The sequence below is a fragment of the Mesorhizobium sp. B2-4-6 genome (assembly GCF_006442775.1).
Lineage (GTDB): Bacteria > Pseudomonadota > Alphaproteobacteria > Rhizobiales > Rhizobiaceae > Mesorhizobium.
On sequence record NZ_VFVI01000005.1, the window covers coordinates 159,476 to 177,291 of the forward strand.

At 64.4% G+C, this 17,816-nt stretch carries 18 protein-coding genes and 1 pseudogene; 16 read left to right on the forward strand and 3 right to left on the reverse strand.

The features are described 5' to 3' along the window. The first annotated feature begins 24 nt into the window (after window positions 1-24). The 7 genes from FJ957_RS15555 (at window position 25) to FJ957_RS15585 (ending at window position 6,618) form a co-directional block, all read left to right on the forward strand. A complete protein-coding gene (locus FJ957_RS15555; protein ID WP_140832774.1) occupies window positions 25-720 on the forward strand; it encodes an aspartate/glutamate racemase family protein in 696 nt (231 codons plus the stop codon). 95 nt (window positions 721-815) lie between these two features. Beyond that, window positions 816-1,211, forward strand: a complete 396-nt coding sequence (locus FJ957_RS15560) for a DUF4345 family protein (protein ID WP_140832775.1) — start codon at window positions 816-818, stop codon at window positions 1,209-1,211. Between the two features lie 235 nt (window positions 1,212-1,446). Further along, window positions 1,447-2,007, forward strand: coding sequence for a F0F1 ATP synthase subunit delta (locus FJ957_RS15565; protein ID WP_140832777.1), 561 nt, complete (start codon window positions 1,447-1,449; stop codon window positions 2,005-2,007). Next, window positions 2,007-3,536 (forward strand): F0F1 ATP synthase subunit alpha, encoded by a 1,530-nt coding sequence (gene atpA / locus FJ957_RS15570; protein ID WP_140646477.1) that lies wholly within the window; start codon window positions 2,007-2,009, stop codon window positions 3,534-3,536. The genes FJ957_RS15565 and atpA overlap by 1 nt, the downstream gene beginning before the upstream one ends. A 34-nt stretch (window positions 3,537-3,570) precedes the next feature. Next, window positions 3,571-4,455, forward strand: coding sequence for a F0F1 ATP synthase subunit gamma (locus FJ957_RS15575; RefSeq protein WP_140832779.1), 885 nt, complete (start codon window positions 3,571-3,573; stop codon window positions 4,453-4,455). 65 nt (window positions 4,456-4,520) lie between these two features. Then, window positions 4,521-6,101 (forward strand): F0F1 ATP synthase subunit beta, encoded by a 1,581-nt coding sequence (gene atpD / locus FJ957_RS15580; protein WP_140704407.1) that lies wholly within the window; start codon window positions 4,521-4,523, stop codon window positions 6,099-6,101. 109 nt (window positions 6,102-6,210) lie between these two features. After that, window positions 6,211-6,618 (forward strand): F0F1 ATP synthase subunit epsilon, encoded by a 408-nt coding sequence (locus FJ957_RS15585; protein ID WP_095769727.1) that lies wholly within the window; start codon window positions 6,211-6,213, stop codon window positions 6,616-6,618. A gap of 190 nt (window positions 6,619-6,808) precedes the next feature. Here the strand turns inward: FJ957_RS15585 and FJ957_RS15590 are convergent, their stop codons facing one another. Then, window positions 6,809-8,320 (reverse strand): mannitol dehydrogenase family protein, encoded by a 1,512-nt coding sequence (locus FJ957_RS15590; RefSeq protein ID WP_181180578.1) that lies wholly within the window; start codon window positions 8,318-8,320, stop codon window positions 6,809-6,811. Between the two features lie 165 nt (window positions 8,321-8,485). Here FJ957_RS15590 and uxaC point away from each other — a divergent pair, with 165 nt between their 5' ends. The 8 genes from uxaC to FJ957_RS15630 are packed head-to-tail and all read left to right on the forward strand — an operon-like array spanning window position 8,486 to window position 15,580. Beyond that, a complete protein-coding gene (gene uxaC, locus FJ957_RS15595; protein WP_140832781.1) occupies window positions 8,486-9,889 on the forward strand; it encodes a glucuronate isomerase in 1,404 nt (467 codons plus the stop codon). 36 nt (window positions 9,890-9,925) lie between these two features. Continuing rightward, window positions 9,926-10,903, forward strand: a complete 978-nt coding sequence (locus FJ957_RS15600) for a TRAP transporter substrate-binding protein (RefSeq protein WP_140832784.1) — start codon at window positions 9,926-9,928, stop codon at window positions 10,901-10,903. Continuing rightward, entirely contained in the window at window positions 10,900-11,490 is a 591-nt protein-coding gene (locus FJ957_RS15605; RefSeq protein ID WP_181180579.1) for a TRAP transporter small permease, read from the forward strand. Before FJ957_RS15600 ends, FJ957_RS15605 begins: the two co-directional genes overlap by 4 nt. A gap of 3 nt (window positions 11,491-11,493) precedes the next feature. Further along, window positions 11,494-12,774: a TRAP transporter large permease gene (locus FJ957_RS15610; protein ID WP_140646490.1), complete on the forward strand. Its 1,281-nt coding sequence runs from the start codon at window positions 11,494-11,496 to the stop codon at window positions 12,772-12,774. A gap of 11 nt (window positions 12,775-12,785) precedes the next feature. Beyond that, entirely contained in the window at window positions 12,786-13,559 is a 774-nt protein-coding gene (locus FJ957_RS15615) for a FadR/GntR family transcriptional regulator (protein ID WP_140832786.1), read from the forward strand. 38 nt (window positions 13,560-13,597) lie between these two features. Continuing rightward, window positions 13,598-14,449, forward strand: a complete 852-nt coding sequence (gene kduI / locus FJ957_RS15620; protein WP_140832788.1) for a 5-dehydro-4-deoxy-D-glucuronate isomerase — start codon at window positions 13,598-13,600, stop codon at window positions 14,447-14,449. Then, window positions 14,446-15,213 (forward strand): 2-dehydro-3-deoxy-D-gluconate 5-dehydrogenase KduD, encoded by a 768-nt coding sequence (gene kduD, locus FJ957_RS15625; RefSeq protein ID WP_140832790.1) that lies wholly within the window; start codon window positions 14,446-14,448, stop codon window positions 15,211-15,213. The genes kduI and kduD overlap by 4 nt, the downstream gene beginning before the upstream one ends. A gap of 34 nt (window positions 15,214-15,247) precedes the next feature. Further along, window positions 15,248-15,580, forward strand: a complete 333-nt coding sequence (locus FJ957_RS15630) for a cupin domain-containing protein (RefSeq protein ID WP_140832792.1) — start codon at window positions 15,248-15,250, stop codon at window positions 15,578-15,580. Window positions 15,581-15,608: 28 nt separating this feature from the next. Here FJ957_RS15630 and FJ957_RS15635 read toward each other — a convergent pair whose 3' ends face one another. After that, window positions 15,609-16,682, reverse strand: coding sequence for a glycosyltransferase family 9 protein (locus tag FJ957_RS15635; RefSeq protein ID WP_140832794.1), 1,074 nt, complete (start codon window positions 16,680-16,682; stop codon window positions 15,609-15,611). 252 nt (window positions 16,683-16,934) lie between these two features. Between FJ957_RS15635 and FJ957_RS15640 the strand changes: the two genes are divergently transcribed. Then, complete coding sequence (locus FJ957_RS15640; RefSeq protein ID WP_181180580.1) at window positions 16,935-17,681, forward strand: sulfotransferase; 747 nt, start codon at window positions 16,935-16,937, stop codon at window positions 17,679-17,681. 6 nt (window positions 17,682-17,687) lie between these two features. Here FJ957_RS15640 and FJ957_RS32240 read toward each other — a convergent pair. Then, a pseudogene (locus FJ957_RS32240) lies at window positions 17,688-17,789 on the reverse strand (LysE family translocator); the annotation flags it as partial. Window positions 17,790-17,816: the final 27 nt, after the last annotated feature.

Genomic DNA, 17,816 nt, shown 5'->3' on the forward strand with positions numbered 1-17,816 from the left:
ACAGTCCCAACGGAGTGCTGGCTTATGAAAACCCTTGGCCTCATCGGCGGCATGAGCTGGGAATCGACCGCCATTTACTATCGCCTGCTCAACGAGATCGTGCGCGAGCGGCTGGGCGGCCTGCACTCGGCGAAGCTGCTCCTGTGGTCGTTCGATTTCGCCGAGATCGCCGAACGGCAGCATGCGGGCGATTGGGAAGGCGCAGGCGCTCTTCTGGTGGAAGCCGCGCGCAGGCTGGAGGCGGGCGGCGCCGAGGGCATGCTGATCTGCACCAACACCATGCACAAGCTCGCCGACGCGGTGCAGGCGGCCATATCGATCCCGCTTATCCATATCGCCGACGCCACGGCGCATGCCGTCGTCGATGCCGGCGTGAAGCGGCCGGCGCTACTCGCGACGCGCTTCACCATGGAGCAGGATTTCTACAAGGGTCGGCTTGCCGACAAATACGGCCTCCAGCCGGTGGTGCCGGACCAGGCCGGCCGCGACATGGTGCACCGGGTGATCTATGACGAGCTTTGCCAGGGCATCGTCAAAGGCGAATCGAAATCCGCCTATCTCGACGAAGTCGGCCGGATGCGGCGCACCAACGACGTGGACGGCGTCATCATGGGCTGCACCGAGATCACCATGCTGATCGGCCAGGGCGATTTCGACGTTCCGGTGTTCGACACGACGCGGATCCATGCCGAGGCCGCGGTCGATTTCGCGCTCGCTTGATGCGCTGTACCTAATGTGCCCGCCATCCTCTGGCGCGGTTTCATTCCCTCGCTAGAATGTCTGTGTTTCAGAACAAGAAATACGAGGGGGATTTTATGGACTTCGCGTTTCCGTGGCCCGCGAGCCAGGGTGAATGGCTGGCCTGGTCGAGCGCTGTCGCGACCCTGGCCCTCGGCCTGTTCCTGTTCCTGGCGCCGGGGCTTGCGTTTCGCGCGCTGCGCCTGCAGCCAAGGCCGGAGAAAGCGGCGGCGATCGCCGAAGGACGCGGCCGCATGTCGGGCTTCTATCTCGGCGTCAGCCTGTGCTGCATCCTCCTGGCGCAGCCGCTGCTTTACATGGCGCTGGGCTTCTCCTGGCTGTTCACCGCCTTCGGCAGGCTCTTGTCGATGATGTCGGACAGCGCCAACACCCCTTTCAACTGGGTTTCGATCGTGGTTGAATTGGCATTGGCGGCGCTGCCGCTGGCCTTTGCCTTCGGCTTCGTGCCATGAATTCGGCGCTTGAGCTTGGCCTTCGCCGCCTGATGCGACAAAAGTGCCTGAAAACCATGCCGGACGATGCATTGCGGTCTTAAAAGGCCTGTGCTAGACGGCAATCGACTTTCGGCAGGGGATAGCGGAAGCCGCATCTCCGTGCTTGAAAATTTGTAATAAGGTCAAAGATTTAGCCAGAGTTTTTGCTCGCGCCAACAATCTGCGGCCTGTCAGACAAGAGAAAAGACGGTCCGTGGCCCAATCGTCATCGCCAATCTCAGCTGTCGCCGAACGCTATGCAGGCTCGCTATTCGAGCTCGCGCTGCAGGACAATTCAGTCGCCAAGGTCGAGGCCGACCTCGGCAGCTTCGAGGCAATGCTCAACGACAGCGACGATCTCTCGCGGCTGATCAACAGCCCGGTGTTCTCCAGCGAGGACCAGGCAAAGGCTATTGCCGCCATCGCCGACAAGGCCAAGATCGCCGGCCTGGTCGGCAATTTCCTGCGCGTCGTGGCCAAGAACCGCCGCCTGTTCGCGGTGCCCGGCATGATCAAGGCGTTCCGCCGGATCGCCGCCGACCATCGCGGCGAGACGTCCGCCGAGGTCACCTCGGCGCATGCGCTGACGGCCGCGCAACAGACTGAACTCAAGGCGGCGCTCAAGGGCATCGCCGGCAAGGACGTGGCCATCGCCATGACCGTCGATCCGTCGCTGCTCGGCGGGCTGATCGTCAAGATGGGCTCGCGCCAGATCGATACGTCGCTCAAAACCAAACTCAATTCGCTCAAGCTTGCACTGAAAGAGGTCGGCTGATGGACATCCGCGCCGCGGAAATTTCCGCAATTCTGAAAGACCAGATCAAGAATTTCGGCAAGGAGGCCGAGGTCTCCGAAGTCGGTCAGGTTCTGTCCGTCGGTGACGGCATCGCCCGCGTCTACGGCCTCGACAACGTCCAGGCCGGCGAGATGGTCGAGTTCCCGGGCGGCATCCGCGGCATGGCGCTGAACCTCGAAGCCGACAATGTTGGCGTCGTCATCTTCGGTGCCGACCGCGACATCAAGGAAGGCGACACCGTCAAGCGCACCGGCGCCATCGTCGACGCGCCTGTCGGCATGGGCCTGCTCGGCCGCGTCGTCGACGCGCTGGGCAATCCGATCGACGGCAAGGGCCCGATCAAGGCAACCGAACGCAAGCGTGTCGACGTCAAGGCGCCCGGCATCATCCCGCGCAAGTCGGTGCATGAGCCGATGTCGACCGGCCTCAAGGCCATCGACGCGCTGATCCCGGTCGGCCGCGGCCAGCGCGAGCTGGTCATCGGCGACCGCCAGACCGGCAAGACCGCCATCATCCTCGACACGATGCTGAACCAGAAGTCGGTGCACGACAACGGCCCCGAGAAGGAAAAGCTCTACTGCGTCTACGTCGCCGTCGGCCAGAAGCGCTCGACCGTCGCGCAGTTCGTCAAGGTGCTGGAAGAGCGCGGCGCACTCGAATATTCGATCATCGTCGCCGCCACCGCGTCCGATCCGGCGCCGATGCAGTTCCTGGCACCGTTCACCGCCTGCACCATGGGCGAATATTTCCGCGACAACGGCATGCATGCGCTGATCAGCTACGACGATCTGTCGAAGCAGGCCGTCGCCTACCGCCAGATGTCGCTCCTGCTGCGCCGCCCGCCGGGCCGCGAAGCCTATCCGGGCGACGTCTTCTACCTGCATTCGCGCCTGCTCGAGCGCGCCGCCAAGCTCAATGACGACAACGGCAACGGGTCGCTGACGGCGCTGCCGATCATCGAGACGCAGGCCAACGACGTGTCGGCCTACATCCCGACCAACGTGATCTCGATCACCGACGGCCAGATCTTCCTCGAAACCAACCTGTTCTTCCAGGGCATCCGCCCGGCGGTGAACGTCGGCCTGTCGGTGTCGCGTGTCGGCTCCTCGGCGCAGATCAAGGCGATGAAGCAGGTCGCCGGCTCCATCAAGGGCGAGCTCGCGCAGTATCGCGAAATGGCGGCCTTCGCGCAGTTCGGCTCCGACCTCGACGCGGCAACGCAGCGTCTGCTCAATCGCGGTTCGCGCCTGACCGAACTGCTCAAGCAGCCGCAGTTCTCGCCGCTCAAGGTCGAGGAACAGGTCGCGGTGATCTTCGCCGGCGTCAACGGCTATCTCGACAAGCTGCCGCTGAACCAGGTCGGCAAGTTCGAACATGGCCTGCTCAGCCACATGCGCTCGGCCGGCAAGGACGTGCTCGACGCCATCCGCAAGGAGAAGGCGCTGTCGGACGATTTGCGCGCCAAGCTCAAGGCCGAGATCGACGCCTTCGCCAAGACCTTCGCCTAACAACAAGCCGGACGCACGGGATCAGGTTTGAAGCATGCCTTCATTAAAAGACCTTCGTAACCGTATCGCCTCGGTCAAGGCGACGCAGAAGATCACCAAGGCGATGCAGATGGTCGCCGCGGCGAAGTTGCGTCGCGCCCAGGAAGCGGCGGAAGCGGCGCGTCCCTATTCCGAGCGCATGGGCGCGGTTCTGGCCAACATCACCCAGGCGATCGGCGGCGGCGGCGATGCCCCGGCGCTGATGACGGGCACCGGCAGGGACGATGTGCATCTGCTCATCGTCTGCACGGCCGAGCGCGGCCTGTGCGGCGGCTTCAACTCGCAGATCGCGCGGCTCGCCCGCGATCACATCCGCAGGCTGCTGGCAGACGGCAAGCAGGTGAAGATCATCTGCGTCGGCAAAAAGGGCTATGACATCCTGCGCCGCGACTACGCTTCGATGATCCTCGAACGCGTCGACCTGCGCGAAGTCAAGACTCTCGGCTTCGTCAATGCCGATGCGATCGCGCGCAAGGTCATCCACCTCTTCAACGAGGGCGGCTTCGATATCTGCACGCTGTTCTATTCGCAGTTCAAGTCGGTGATCAGCCAGATCCCGACGGCGCAGCAGATCATCCCGGCGGCGCAGGCTTCGGCAGCCGCCGAGACGGGCAACGGCGCCACCGCTGTCTACGAATACGAGCCGGAGCCGGGCGAGATCCTCTCCGACCTCATCCCGCGCAACATCGCCGTGCAGATCTTCCGCGCGCTTTTGGAAAACGCGGCCGGCGAGATGGGCGCCAAGATGAGCGCGATGGACAATGCGACGCGCAACGCCGGCGACATGATCAACAGGCTGTCGATCACCTACAACCGCCAGCGGCAGGCGCAGATCACCAAGGAACTGATCGAGATCATTTCGGGCGCCGAGGCGCTCTAATCACGCGCCGCGCGGGACACCCGGCGGACGGCGTGAACAACGGATAGACGAAAAGGGCAAAGACGATGGCGAAAGCAGCTACCCCGAAGACCGCCGCGAAGGCGGCAGAGGCCCCCAAAGCGGCGGCGAAGGCCGCTCCGGCCAAGAAGGCGGCCGCTCCGGCCAAGGCAGCAGCCCCCGCCAAGGCGGCAGCGACCGCCAATGCGCCGGCCTTTGCGGCCAAGCGGGTCGGCGCCGCCGGCAAGGTCCGCCAGGTCATCGGCGCCGTCGTCGACGTGCAGTTCGAAGATCACCTGCCGGCCATTCTGAACGCGCTTGAAACCGACAATGTCGGCAACCGCCTGGTGCTCGAGGTCGCCCAGCATCTCGGCGAGAACACAGTGCGCTGCATCGCCATGGACTCGACTGAAGGCCTGGTCCGCGGCCAGGACGTCTTCGACACCGGCGCGCCGATCTCGGTCCCGGTCGGCCCGGGCATGCTCGGCCGCATCATCAACGTCATCGGCGAGCCGGTCGACGAGGAAGGCCCGGTCGACGGCGTCGAACTGCGCTCCATCCATCAGCCGGCTCCGGCCTATGTCGACCAGTCGACGGAAGCGCAGATCCTGGTCACCGGCATCAAGGTCCTCGACCTCTTGGCGCCTTACGCCCGCGGCGGCAAGATCGGCCTGTTCGGCGGCGCCGGCGTCGGCAAGACCGTGCTGATCCAGGAACTGATCAACAACGTCGCCAAGGCCCACGGCGGCTTCTCGGTGTTCGCCGGCGTCGGCGAGCGCACCCGCGAAGGCAACGATCTCTATCACGAGTTCATCGAATCGGGCGTCAACAAGAAGGGCGGCGGCCAGGGCTCGAAGGCAGCACTTGTCTACGGCCAGATGAACGAACCGCCGGGCGCGCGCGCCCGCGTCGGCCTGACCGGCCTCACCGTTGCCGAATATTTCCGCGACCAGGGCCAGGATGTGCTGTTCTTCGTCGACAACATCTTCCGCTTCACCCAGGCTGGCTCGGAAGTGTCGGCGCTGCTCGGCCGTATTCCTTCCGCCGTGGGTTATCAGCCGACGCTGGCCACCGACATGGGCGCGCTGCAGGAACGCATCACGACGACGACCAAGGGCTCGATCACCTCGGTGCAGGCCATCTACGTTCCGGCCGACGACTTGACCGACCCGGCGCCGGCGACGTCGTTCGCCCACCTCGACGCCACCACCGTGCTGAACCGCGCGATCTCGGAAAAGGGCATCTATCCGGCCGTCGATCCGCTGGATTCCACCTCGCGCATGCTCGACCCGATGGTCGTCGGCGAGGAGCACTACCAGGTCGCCCGCCAGGTGCAGTCTATCCTGCAGCGCTACAAGTCGCTGCAGGACATCATCGCCATCCTGGGCATGGACGAGCTTTCGGAAGAGGACAAGCAGACGGTTGCACGCGCCCGCAAGATCGAGCGCTTCCTGTCGCAGCCCTTCTTCGTCGCCGAAGTGTTCACCGGTTCGCCGGGCAAGCTGGTCGACCTCGCCGACACCATCAAGGGCTTCAAGGGCCTCTGCGCCGGCGACTACGATCACCTGCCCGAAGCCGCCTTCTACATGGTCGGCGGCATCGATGAGGCGGTCGAGAAGGCACAGCGCCTCGCGGCTGAAGCGGCATAAGAAAGCGAATAGGGAGTAGTGAGTAGCGAGTAGAGAATAGCGGTGTGATCCGGGCGGTTGCCTCCCTTCACTACTGACTACTCACTATTCCCTACCTGCTAAGTTTTACATGGCTGAAGCTTTCAAGTTCGAACTGGTCTCGCCGGAGCGGCTGCTCGTTTCCGAGCAGGTGGAGTCCGTGGTCATTCCGGGCGCCGAAGGCGAGATGACCGTGATGGCGCAGCATGCGCCGGTCATGACCACGATCAAGCCTGGCGTCGTCACGATAAAGACCGCGGGCGGCAAGGAAGAGCGCTTCGTCGTGTTCGGCGGTTTCGCCGACATCCTGCCTTCCGGCTGCACGCTGCTTGCCGAATCGGCGACGCATGTGAACGACATCGATCGCGCCGATCTGGCTCGCCGCATCCAGGAGGCCAAGGAAGACGCCGCCGACGCCAAGGACGACGAGAGCCGCAGCAAGGCCGAGCAGTTCCTCAGCCAGCTCACCACGCTGGAAGGCGCGCTGCTGCCGGCCTGAATTCGGCTGCCGATAGGCGTTTGAGAAAGCGGGGCTTGCCCCGCTTTTTGTTTGCCCGTTTTTTCGTTTGCGAAACAGTCCCGAATGCGACCGGAGTCGACAATGCCCGCGCTGCCGGTGATGAACGGTTAAGCCGGCAAACAAGTGAAACCGTCCCGGTTCACCGTCCAGCCAATACCGGGCACAAACGCTATCCGGCCGTTCCATTCGAGTTGCCGATGCCGAGCGCGGCGAGAGCCAGCTTCGGGCCGCCCTGCTTGAAATGGACCAGATGCGTGGCGACAAATTCGATCAATTTCCGCCGTTCCGCATGGCCCTTGGCAAAGCCGGCGAGATCGAACACGGCCGCCGTCATTTCCGCGGTCGGCAGATCGCGGCCGAACAGGTCGCCGAGGGCGGCATCGAGCGGATCGGTGAAATGGCTTTCCGGCAATGTCTTGCCGCGCGCGGCGCAGGCGGCGATCCAGGCGGCGACAACCAGCGACAAATGTTCAGGCAGCAGACCCGCTTCCAGCCGGGCGAGGGCGGAGGCGACGATGCGTTGCGGCAGCTTCTGGCTGCCGTCATTGGCGATCTGCGCGGTGCGGTGAGCAAGCGCGGTGTTGGAAAAGCGCGCGGCGAGCTCGGCCGTGTAGGCGCTTGTGTCGAGCCCGGCATCCTGCGGCAGCGTCGGGATGGCCTCGGCCCACAGCCAGTCCACGAATTGCCGGATCGACGGATCGGCAAAGGCGCGATCGACGGTGGCGTGGCCGCTGAGCAGGCCGAGATAGGCGATGCCCGAATGCGCGCCGTTGAGCAGCCGCAGCTTCATGTCCTCAAACGGGCCGACATCCTCGACCATGGTGACGCCGAACTTCTCCCAGGCCGGCCGCCCGGCGGGAAAGCGGTCCTCGATCACCCATTGGCGGAACGGCTCGGTCATCACCGGCCACGCGTCATCGAGGCCGAGTTCGCCGGCGATGCGGGCGCGATCGGTATCCGTCGTCGCCGGCACGATGCGATCGACCATGGAGGACGGGAAGGCCACTTCATCGGCGATGTGGCCTGCCAACGGCTGGTCGCCAGAGCCTGTTTGGGCGTCGCGCAATTTGGCGAACTCGATCAACAGCCGGTGCAGCGTGGCGCCGTTGGCCGGCAGGTTGTCGCAGCAGAGCACGGTGAAGGGGGGTATGCCGGCGGCGCGCCTGCGCGCGAGCGACTCGGCGAGAAAACCATGCGCCGTCTTCGGCGATCCGGGGTTGGCGAGGTCGTGGACAATATCGGGATGCGCGCTGTCGAGCGTGCCGTCGGCCGCCCTGAGATAGGCCTTCTCGGTGATGGTCAGCGTGACGATGCGGGTGCGCGGATCGGTCAGCGCGGCGAGCACCGCGCCTGGGTCTTCCGGGGCGACGAGCAAGGACTGGATCGAGCCGACGACCTGCAGCCGTTCGCCGGCGCTGTCCCTGATTGCCAGCGTGTAGAGCCCGTCCTGCGGCTTGAGCGCATCGCGCGTGTCGGGACTGCGCAGCGAGACGCCGACGATGCCCCAATCGCTCTCGCCGTCCGCCAGGCAGGCATCGACATAGGCGGCCTGGTGGGCACGATGAAAGGCGCCGACGCCAAGATGGACGATGCCGGGCGCGACGGACTTGCGGTCGTAGCGAGGCACCAGAACTTCGGCCGGCAGCTCCGCAAGGGTGGCGTTGGACAGGCGGCCGCTCATGGAAGCCAGTCTCCGATCGGAAAACGACGGCAGCGACGTAACACCCGCTGTCACCATACACAATGGCCGCGTTCCTATCGAAAGTCATCATACAACTGTATAATATTTGTATGTTGACATTATCTCTCGCTGATCTACCAATAGCGAAGCCCTGGGAGGAGCCGCGTGGCCGCATTGACCGATCCGGACCTGCTGTTCGCGCCGGAAACGCGATCATTGGCGCGCGACCTTTACGCGGGGGTGAAAGACCTTCCCATCGTCAGCCCGCATGGTCACACCGACCCGCGCTGGTATGCGCTCAACGAGCATTTCTCCGATCCGGCGCAATTGCTGATCGTGCCGGACCATTACATTTTCCGCATGCTGTTCAGCCAAGGCGTGCGGTTGGAGGAACTCGGCGTGCCGACGCTCGACGGTTCGCCGGTCGAGACCGACGGCCGGGCGATCTGGCGGCGCTTCGCCGAGCATTATTATCTCTTCCGCGGCACGCCGACACGGCTCTGGCTCGACCATGTGTTCGAACATCTGTTCGGCATCGAGGAGCCGCTCACCGCGACCAGCGCCGACCGCATCTACGATACGATAGCCACGCTGCTGCAGCGCGACGACTATCGGCCGCGCGCGCTGTTCGAACGCTTCAATATCGAGGTGATCGCGACGACCGAAGGGGCGCTCGACGATCTCAAATGGCACCGGACGATCCGCGACAGCGGCTGGAACGGCTGTGTCGTCACCGCCTACCGGCCGGACGCCGTGGTCGATCCGGATTTCGAAGGGTTTGCTTCCAATCTCGATCGCCTCGGCGAGATCACCGGATGCAACACCGGAAGGTGGTCCGGCTATCTCGATGCGCATCGAAAGCGCCGCGCCTATTTCAAGGAATTCGGCGCGACCTCGTCCGACCACGGCCATCCGACGACCGAGACCGCCAATCTTTCCGACGCGGCGGCCGAAGAGCTGTTCAACCGCATCCGGAGCGGCTCCGAGGACGAGCGCGAGCGAAAACTGTTCCGCGCCCAGATGCTGACCGAGATGGCCAAGATGAGCCGCGACGACGGGCTGGTGCTGCAGATCCATCCGGGTTCGTGGCGTAATCATTCGTCGGCTATTTTCCAAAGATTCGGCCGTGACAAGGGTTTCGACATCCCGACCAGGACCGACTATGTGGCGGCGCTGAAGCCGCTGCTCGACTGCGTCGGGCTGGAGCGCGACCTCACAATCATCCTGTTCACGCTCGACGAGACGAGCTATGCGCGCGAGCTTGCGCCGCTCGCCGGCGTCTATCCGGCGCTCAAGCTCGGGCCGGCCTGGTGGTTCCACGACAGCCCGGAAGGCATGCGCCGCTTCCGCGAGATGACCACCGAGACGGCCGGCTTCTACAACACCGTCGGCTTCAACGACGACACGCGCGCCTTCCCGTCGATCCCGGCGCGCCACGACGTCGCGCGGCGTGTCGACTGCGCCTTTCTGGCGCGGCTGGTCGCAGAGCATCGCCTCCGGGAGGAGGAGGCGCATGAGCTGGCGCGGGAGCTTGCCTACTCGCTTGCCAAGAAGGCGTACCGGCTCTGAGCCAGGACATCCGTGATTTTTGAAGGGAGGAAGAACATGTTGCGTATTTCGAGATTGCTGGCGGCGACGTTCGCCATCGGGTCCTTGATGATCGGCGCCGCGCGGGCCGAAACCGTTCTGCGCTCTTCGGACACCCATCCGGACGGCTATCCGACAGTCGAGGCGGTCAAATATATGGGCGAGCTGATCAAGCAGCGCACCAACGGGCGCTATTCGATCGAGGTCTATCATTCGGCGCAGCTCGGCGAGGAAAAGGATACGATTGAGCAGACCCAGGCCGGCGTCATCGACCTCGATCGCGTCTCCATGGGGCCGTTCAACGGCATCGTGCCGGAAACCGCCGTGCCGTCGTTGCCCTACATCTTCCGCTCGGTCGAGCATATGCGCCATGTCATGGACGGGCCGATCGGCGACGAGATCCTGAAGGCCTTCGAAGCGCATGACCTTGTCGGACTCGCCTTCTACGATTCCGGCGCGCGCTCCTTCTACAACACCAAGAAGGACATCGCCTCGATGGCAGACATGAAGGGCATGAAGTTCCGCGTCATCCAGTCGGACGTCTTTGTCGACATGGTGAACGCGCTTGGCGCCAACGCCACGCCGATGGCCTATGGCGAGGTCTATTCGGCGCTGCAGACCGGCGTCATCGACGGCGCCGAGAACAACTGGCCGAGCTTCGAGTCCGCCAAGCATTATGAGGTCGCCAAGCACTACACGCTGGATCAGCACCAGATCGTGCCGGAGGTGCTGGTGATGTCGAAGGCAAGCTGGGACAAGCTCGCGCCGGAAGACCAGGCGATCGTGCGCCAGGCGGCCAAGGACAGCGTCGTCAAGATGCGCGAGCTGTGGGACGCGCAGGAGAAGAAGTCGCGCGACGTCGTCGAGAAGGCCGGCGTCAAGGTCAGCGAGATCGACAAGCAGCCGCTGATCGACGCCATGAAGCCGGTCTACGACAAATATCTGTCGACGCCCGAGCTCAAGGACCTCGCCGCCCGCATCCAGGCGACGAAATGACCGGGATGGGCAACGGGCCCGGTGGCACGGAGGCTTCCGTGCTGCCATCCAGCCGGTCGGGTCCGAAAGGGTTCTGGCTGCGAGTGGAACGGACCCTTTCCGGGCTTGCGCGGTTGGCCTTATGGGTCAGCGGCACCGGGTTGACGCTGATGACCGTCATCATCTTCTGGCAGGTTTTCTCGCGCTACGTGTTGAACCGCTCGCCGAGTTGGACCGAATCCTCATCCGTGCTGCTGATGGGCTGGTTCATCTTTCTCGGCGCCGCCGTCGGCGTGCGCGAGCGCACGCATCTCGGCTTCGACGTGCTGCTCTATGTCTTGCCTGCCTCGGCCAAGGCGGTGCTGCGCAGCATTTCCGATCTCGTCGTGCTGGCCTTCGGCGCGGGCATGATCGTCTATGGCGTGCAACTGGCCAGGTTGACCTGGAACACGGTGATGCCATCGCTCGCCTTGCCTGGCGGTGTCAGTTTCCTGCCGGTCATCCTGGGTGGCGGGCTGGTCTGCCTGTTTTCACTCGAGCGGCTGGCGGGCCGCTTTGCCGGGCTGCCGGTCGATGCCGACATCTACGCAACCGGCGAGGAGCTTTGAACCATGGCGCTGATCGTGCTTTTCGGCACTTTCGTCTTCCTGCTGGTTATCGGCACGCCGATCGCGTTCTGCCTCGGCGTCGCCAGCTTCGCGACGATCCTCACGATCGGCCTGCCACCCGTCGTGGTGTTCCAGCGGCTCAATTCCGGCGTCAGCGTCTTTTCGCTGATGGCCATCCCGTTCTTCATCTTCGCCGGAGACCTTATGGTTCGCGGCGGCATCGCCGCCCGCCTGGTGGCATTGGCCGGGTCCCTGGTCGGCCATCTGCGCGGCGGTCTGGGCCAAGTCAACATTGCCGCGTCGACCATGTTCGGCGGTATTTCCGGTTCGGCGGTGGCCGATGCCTCAGCCGTCGGCGGGCTGATGATCCCGCAGATGAAGGCGCGCGGCTACGGCGTCGACTATGCCGTCAACATCACCTCCGTCGGCGCCATCATCGCGCTGCTGATCCCGCCATCGCACAACATGATCATCTATTCGATCTCGGCCGGCGGCCGCATCTCGATCGCGGATCTGTTCACCGCTGGCGTTCTGCCGGGGCTGTTGCTGGCCTTGTCACTGATGGTCACCGCCTATCTGGTGGCAAGCCGGCGCGGCTATCCGACGGAACCGTTTGCCGGTTTCGGCCGGGCCTTGCAGTTGCTTGTCGCCGCCATTCCCGGGCTGATCCTGATCGGCATCATCTTTGGCGGCGTCCGCTCCGGTATCTTCACCGCCACCGAAAGCTCGTGCATTGCCATCGTCTATGCTTTCCTGGTGACGTTGATCATCTACCGGTCGATGAGCTGGAACGATTTCGTCACCGCGACCACCGCGGCGGTGCGCACGACAGCGATGGTGCTGATGATTATCGGCTGCGCCGCGGCCTTCGGCTGGCTGCTGGCCTATCTCCGGGTCCCGGCAGCGCTTGTCGCGTTCTTGCAGTCCGTGTCCGACAACAAGCTGGTCATACTGCTTCTGATCAATGTCGTCCTGCTTATCCTCGGCACATTCATGGACATGTCGCCGCTCATCATTATCACCACGCCGATCTTCCTGCCGGTGGTCATGGCCTATGGCGTCGATCCCGTGCATTTCGGCGTCATCCTGATCCTCAATCTCGGCATCGGCCTTTGCACGCCGCCGGTCGGCGCGGTGCTGTTCGTCAGTTGCGCCATCGGTCGCATTCCCATCTGGACGGCAATGCGCTCGATCTGGCCGTTCTATGGAGCGGCCTTCGCGGTGCTGATGCTTGTCACCTACATACCGGAAATCTCATTGTGGCTGCCGAGCCTGTTCCATTAGGAGGGCACCACGTGTCCCAAACAGTTGCCGACCTCAGGGTCGAACGCAAGCCGAAACTGTCGGAGACAGTGGTCGCGGCGATCCGCAAGCAACTCCTGGCAGGCGAGGTTCCGCCTGGACAGAAGCTGCCAACCGAAGGCCAGCTGACGGAGACTTTCGGCGTCAGCCGCACGGTCATCCGCGAGGCGCTGGCCAAGCTTGCCGCGGATGGCATGGTCGAAGCGCGGCAAGGCGCCGGCGTCTTCGTCAGCGAGCACATCTCGACGACCTTCGGCGTTTTGGCCGCCGACATGGGAGCCAAGGATTCGGTCGCGCTCAACGTGCTCGAGGTCCGCCTCGCGATCGAGATCGAATCGGCGGGCCTGGCCGCCATCCGCCGCAACGCCGCGCAGGAGGCCGCGATCCAGGAGGCCTTCTTCGAGTTCGAGCGGCTGCTGCTCGCCAGCCAGCCGACCGGCCCGGCCGACCTCGCCTTCCACCGCACGATCGCCAGCGCCACCAACAACCCGTTCTATGTCGAGATGCTCGAGGTGCTGGGACGCCGCGCCATTCCCTGCGACGTGACCTCGCCCTGGTCGACAGAGCTCGTCCAGTCGGACGAGTACCAGCGCGGCCTGCAGCGCGAGCATCTCGTCATCCTCAATGCGATCTCGGCGGGCGATGCCGAGGCCGCGCGCGAGGCGATGCGCACGCATCTGACCCGCAGCCAGCAGCGCTACCGCGAGCGGCTGCAGGCCAGACAGGCCTATTATGCCAATTCGCTGAAAGCCGCATCGACCGAGTGACCGTCGGACAAGGCCTAGAAATGGACCAGAGCCTAGAAATGGACCAGACACACACCGAATTTTCCTCGCGCTTCGCCATCGATCCTATCGCCGCCGCGGCCATGGGGACCGACGAGCTGCGCCACCATTTCCACGTCGAGGGGCTTTTCCAGCCGGGCCTCGTCAGCCTGACCTACACGCATTACGACCGCATGATCGTCGGCGGCGCCATGCCGGTCGACAAAATCCTGCCGCTCGAGGCGGTCAAGCCGACCGGAACCAAGGCTTTCCTCGACCGCCGCGAACTGATCGCCGTCAACATCGGCGGCGCCGGCACCGTCATGGCCGACGGCCTGCCTTACGAATTGGCGGCGCGCGACATGGTCTATCTCGGCATGGGCACCGAGCAGGTGTCGTTCGCCTCGGCGGAGCCCGACAAGCCGGCAAAATTCTACCTGCTTAGCGCACCGGCGCACCGGACCTATTCCAGCCAGTTGATCCGCATCGGCGACGCCAGGCGGCTCGACCTCGGCAGCCAGGCGACCAGCAACGAACGCTCGATCTTCCAGTTCATCCACGCCGACGGCGTCAAGACCTGCCAGCTCGTCGCCGGCATGACGCAACTGGCGCCCGGATCTGTGTGGAACACCATGCCCTGCCATGTGCATGACCGGCGCATGGAAGCCTATCTCTATTTCGATCTGCCGGAAGGGCAGCGCGTCTTCCACTTCATGGGCGAACCGGACGAGACGCGCCACATCGTCATGCGCAGCGAGGAGGCGGTGCTGTCGCCGGGCTGGTCGATCCATTCGGGCGCCGGCACATCCAACTACGCCTTCATCTGGGCGATGGCCGGCGACAATGTCGACTATACCGACGTCGACCAGGTGGCGATGGATCAATTGCGGTGAGCGATCTTTCCGCCTTCAGCCTCACGGGCAAGCGCATCCTGGTCACCGGCGCCAACACCGGCATCGGGCAAGGCATCGCCGTGTCGGTCGCGCGCGCCGGCGGCATGGTCGTCGGCGCAGGCCGCTCGGCGATGGACGAGACGGCCGGGAAGGTCGCGGCGGCGGGGGGCAGCTTCGAAGCGGTGAAAGTCGACCTCGGCGATCCCGCCGAGGCAGCCGCGATGCTCGACCGGGTCTGGGACGAGAGCGGCCCGCTCGACGGCCTCGTCAACAATGCCGGCATCATCCGGCGCGCCGATGCGGTCGACCTCAGCGAAGCCGACTGGGACGAGGTGATGGAGGTCAATTTGAAGACGGTCTTCCGCCTCTGCCAGGGTTTCGCGAGGCGCGTGCTTGCGGATACGGGACGGCGCGGCAAGATCGTCAACATAGGCTCGGTGCTGAGCTTCCAGGGCGGCGTCCGCGTTGCCTCCTACACGGCCTCGAAGCATGGCGTGCTCGGCCTCACAAAGCTGCTCGCCTGCGAATGGGCGGCGAAAGGCATCAACGTCAACGGTATCGCGCCGGGCTATGTCGAGACCAACAACACCGAAGCCTTGCGCACCGACCCCGACCGCAGCGCCGCCATCCTCGGGCGCATCCCGGCCGGACGCTGGGGCCAGCCCGAGGACATAGGCGATGCAGCCGTGTTCCTGCTGGCGCGGGCGTCGGACTATATGCATGGCGCGGTCATGCCGGTCGACGGCGGCTGGCTGGCGCGGTGACTGTCTCCTGCCCCTTTCGAACGGACGTTGAGCGATGACCGATATCTTTTCCCATGCGGGCGAAAAAGCCTGGGAGCCGACGCTGGACGGCAACCGACGGCGGGTGCTGGTGCACACCGATGAATTGATGATGGTCGAGTTCGCCTTCGACAAGGGCGGCATCGGCGCACTGCATTCGCATCCCCACGTCCAGGCAAGCTATGTCGCCGAGGGCCGCTTCGAGGTCACCATCGACTGCCGGTCGGAGATCCTCGAAACAGGAGGCAGCTTCATCGTGCCGTCCAATCTCGTGCATGGCGTCAAGGCGCTGGAGGCCGGGCGGCTGGTCGACAGCTTCGCGCCCTGCCGGGCCGATTTCCTGAACTAGATCGTGATGGCGTTTCGTTGAATCGCCGTCACGATCTAACTCTTTGTTGGAGCATGATCTTTCTCCGAAAACCGGTTCCCGCCACGTGGTCGCGGCAGCCTGCCGCGAGCAGGCGATGCGCGGCATCGAGTATGGCCTCGACCGGCGTGTCGGCGACATTGGCCGAACGGCCTCGCCTGGGCGCCGTGACGACCTCGACCGTATTCGAAAGCGGCCGCCAGCGCTCCATATTGGCGCCGTTGTTGACGATCACCGCCGGCGTCATGACGGTGGCCATGAGATGCGCCAGCCCGCCCTCCATGCCGATATAGGCGACCGCCATCTCGCCCAGCGCCAGCAGGAGATCGTCGAAGCCTGCGACGTCCGGCGCGAGTTCCGGGCCGGCCACCTGGAGGCGGCTTTCCCTTGCGACCAGAGCCTGCGGGGTCGGTCCGCTGCCGGGGGTCGCCAGATACAGCACCCGGTAGCCGGCACCGATGAGATTGCCGGCGACGGCCACCACTTGATCTTCGCTCATGCACTTCCTGCCCTGGGCATTGCCGCCAAGCAGGACGAGCGGACGGCCGCAACCGTCCCGCAGCTGGCGCGCCCGCGCGCGGGCGGCGTCTGGAACATCGAGCCTGTGATCGAAAGGCAGGTGCCGGCCCGCCAGGCGCTCGATGAGCCGGTGGTAGCGCCAGGCATTGTGTTCCGGCCGCAGCGTCAATCGCGTGTCCCAGCGCAGCGACAGAAGGTGGCCAGCAAAATTCGCTTCGTGGCGGATGCCCCGGCCCGCGAGTTGCAGAGCCGTGAGCATCAGGCCCGGCACGCCGGTCCGCAGATCGACGACGATGGCCTTGCGGCCGCGTGGCGCGAATTCGGCGAGGATGGCGGAAAGCGGCGTCTTCGTCCTGAAGTCATCGACGAGATGCGCGACATGCTTGCGCAACACCTGCGAGAGCGATGAACCGCGCATGGCGCCGTAGACGATATGGCTTTGGGGAAAGGCCGTTCTTGCCGCACGCAGGGCCGGAATCCGCAGCAGGCCGTCGCCAAGCGCGTCGTTGCGGGCATAAAAGATCAGCACGGGCGCGGACGAATCCATCGTGACGGCGAATTCCATTGATGTGTGATGCCGCAGAAGCTGGATCGCAAGAATTCTTGCAAGAAAAATCAGCACCCCGGCTGAAATCCCGCAAGAACATGCCTGGTTTCTTGTATAAGGAAAAGCTTGGCTTTGTCATCCCGCCGGCGGGGACCGGGTTGGCGATGTCAGGCTCGACATGGCCCGGGGGGTTCCGGCTTCGAACAAGGCTATTTCGGCCAATAAACCGAGGGCGGCTGGGGCAAGTCGTTCCACGCGATGGGGGTGGATATGCCAAAACTCGGGGCGGCCGTCGGTTTTCTGATGGCCCGGTCAAGCAGGGAGCTTGATCGCCTGGTGACAGCCGTCAAAATTCGCTGGCGGTCGAGGCCGAATGCGTGGGCCGCGCAGGCCAACAAGATATTCATAGCCGGGTGCGCGCGCAGCGGAACGACCCTGACGCAACGCGTCATGAAAAGCTTCGAGGATACTTTCGTCTGGCCGCCCGAGGCGCGGCACACGAAGTTCTATCTGCTGGACCGCCGGGAAAACAATCTGGTCGTCAAGCGCGATTCCCGGGCCTTCGTCCACCTTGCAAAATTGCCTGCCGGCATCGGTCTCGTCTATTGCGTTCGACATCCTTTGGATGTGCTCACCAGCGTGCATCCGCAGACCATGGGGGAACGTCGATTTCACACCACGGCGGACCGCTGGGTGCTGGAATACGATGCGCTGCTGAGCCTGAGAAAGGCGCAGCCGGCCCGCGATATTCTCTACGTGCGCTACGAAGACACGATCGCCGACCCGGACGCCGTGCAGCTGCGAATCGCAGATCGGTTCGGGCTCCGCCCGAGAGTGCCGGTGACCGCGGACGGGCAGGGCCCTATCCACGCACGCTCGCTGCGCAAGTGGGAGCGCAACGAAGACTATCGCGCCTATCTTCAAGGCCAGCTGTCACAGGCCGTCCTTGGACCCATGCAAGCCTTCTGTCGCGAATTCGGCTACGACATGCCTGCCTGGACCGGCGCTACCGGGTGAAGCATTTCAGCGCTGCTGCAGCGCCAGGCGTATGCCGAGCGCGCAATAGATGCCGCCGACCGCTTTGCCCTGCCATTTCAGCACTGCCGGATTGCGGCGCAGGCCCAGGCATTGGCTTCCGTTTCAACGCTCGCC

Bases quoted from the DNA above. Each gene is read 5' to 3' on its own strand.
- FJ957_RS15555 (WP_140832774.1), top strand. From the start codon at position 25: ATGAAAACCCTTGGCCTCATCGGCGGCATGAGCTGGGAATCGACCGCC.
- FJ957_RS15560 (WP_140832775.1), top strand. From the start codon at position 816: ATGGACTTCGCGTTTCCGTGGCCCGCGAGCCAGGGTGAATGGCTGGCC.
- atpA (WP_140646477.1), top strand. From the start codon at position 2,007: ATGGACATCCGCGCCGCGGAAATTTCCGCAATTCTGAAAGACCAGATC.
- FJ957_RS15575 (WP_140832779.1), top strand. From the start codon at position 3,571: ATGCCTTCATTAAAAGACCTTCGTAACCGTATCGCCTCGGTCAAGGCG.
- atpD (WP_140704407.1), top strand. From the start codon at position 4,521: ATGGCGAAAGCAGCTACCCCGAAGACCGCCGCGAAGGCGGCAGAGGCC.
- FJ957_RS15585 (WP_095769727.1), top strand. From the start codon at position 6,211: ATGGCTGAAGCTTTCAAGTTCGAACTGGTCTCGCCGGAGCGGCTGCTC.
- FJ957_RS15590 (WP_181180578.1), bottom strand. From the start codon at position 8,320: ATGAGCGGCCGCCTGTCCAACGCCACCCTTGCGGAGCTGCCGGCCGAA.
- FJ957_RS15600 (WP_140832784.1), top strand. From the start codon at position 9,926: ATGTTGCGTATTTCGAGATTGCTGGCGGCGACGTTCGCCATCGGGTCC.
- FJ957_RS15605 (WP_181180579.1), top strand. From the start codon at position 10,900: ATGACCGGGATGGGCAACGGGCCCGGTGGCACGGAGGCTTCCGTGCTG.
- FJ957_RS15610 (WP_140646490.1), top strand. From the start codon at position 11,494: ATGGCGCTGATCGTGCTTTTCGGCACTTTCGTCTTCCTGCTGGTTATC.
- kduI (WP_140832788.1), top strand. From the start codon at position 13,598: ATGGACCAGACACACACCGAATTTTCCTCGCGCTTCGCCATCGATCCT.
- FJ957_RS15630 (WP_140832792.1), top strand. From the start codon at position 15,248: ATGACCGATATCTTTTCCCATGCGGGCGAAAAAGCCTGGGAGCCGACG.
- FJ957_RS15635 (WP_140832794.1), bottom strand. From the start codon at position 16,682: ATGGAATTCGCCGTCACGATGGATTCGTCCGCGCCCGTGCTGATCTTT.
- FJ957_RS15640 (WP_181180580.1), top strand. From the start codon at position 16,935: ATGCCAAAACTCGGGGCGGCCGTCGGTTTTCTGATGGCCCGGTCAAGC.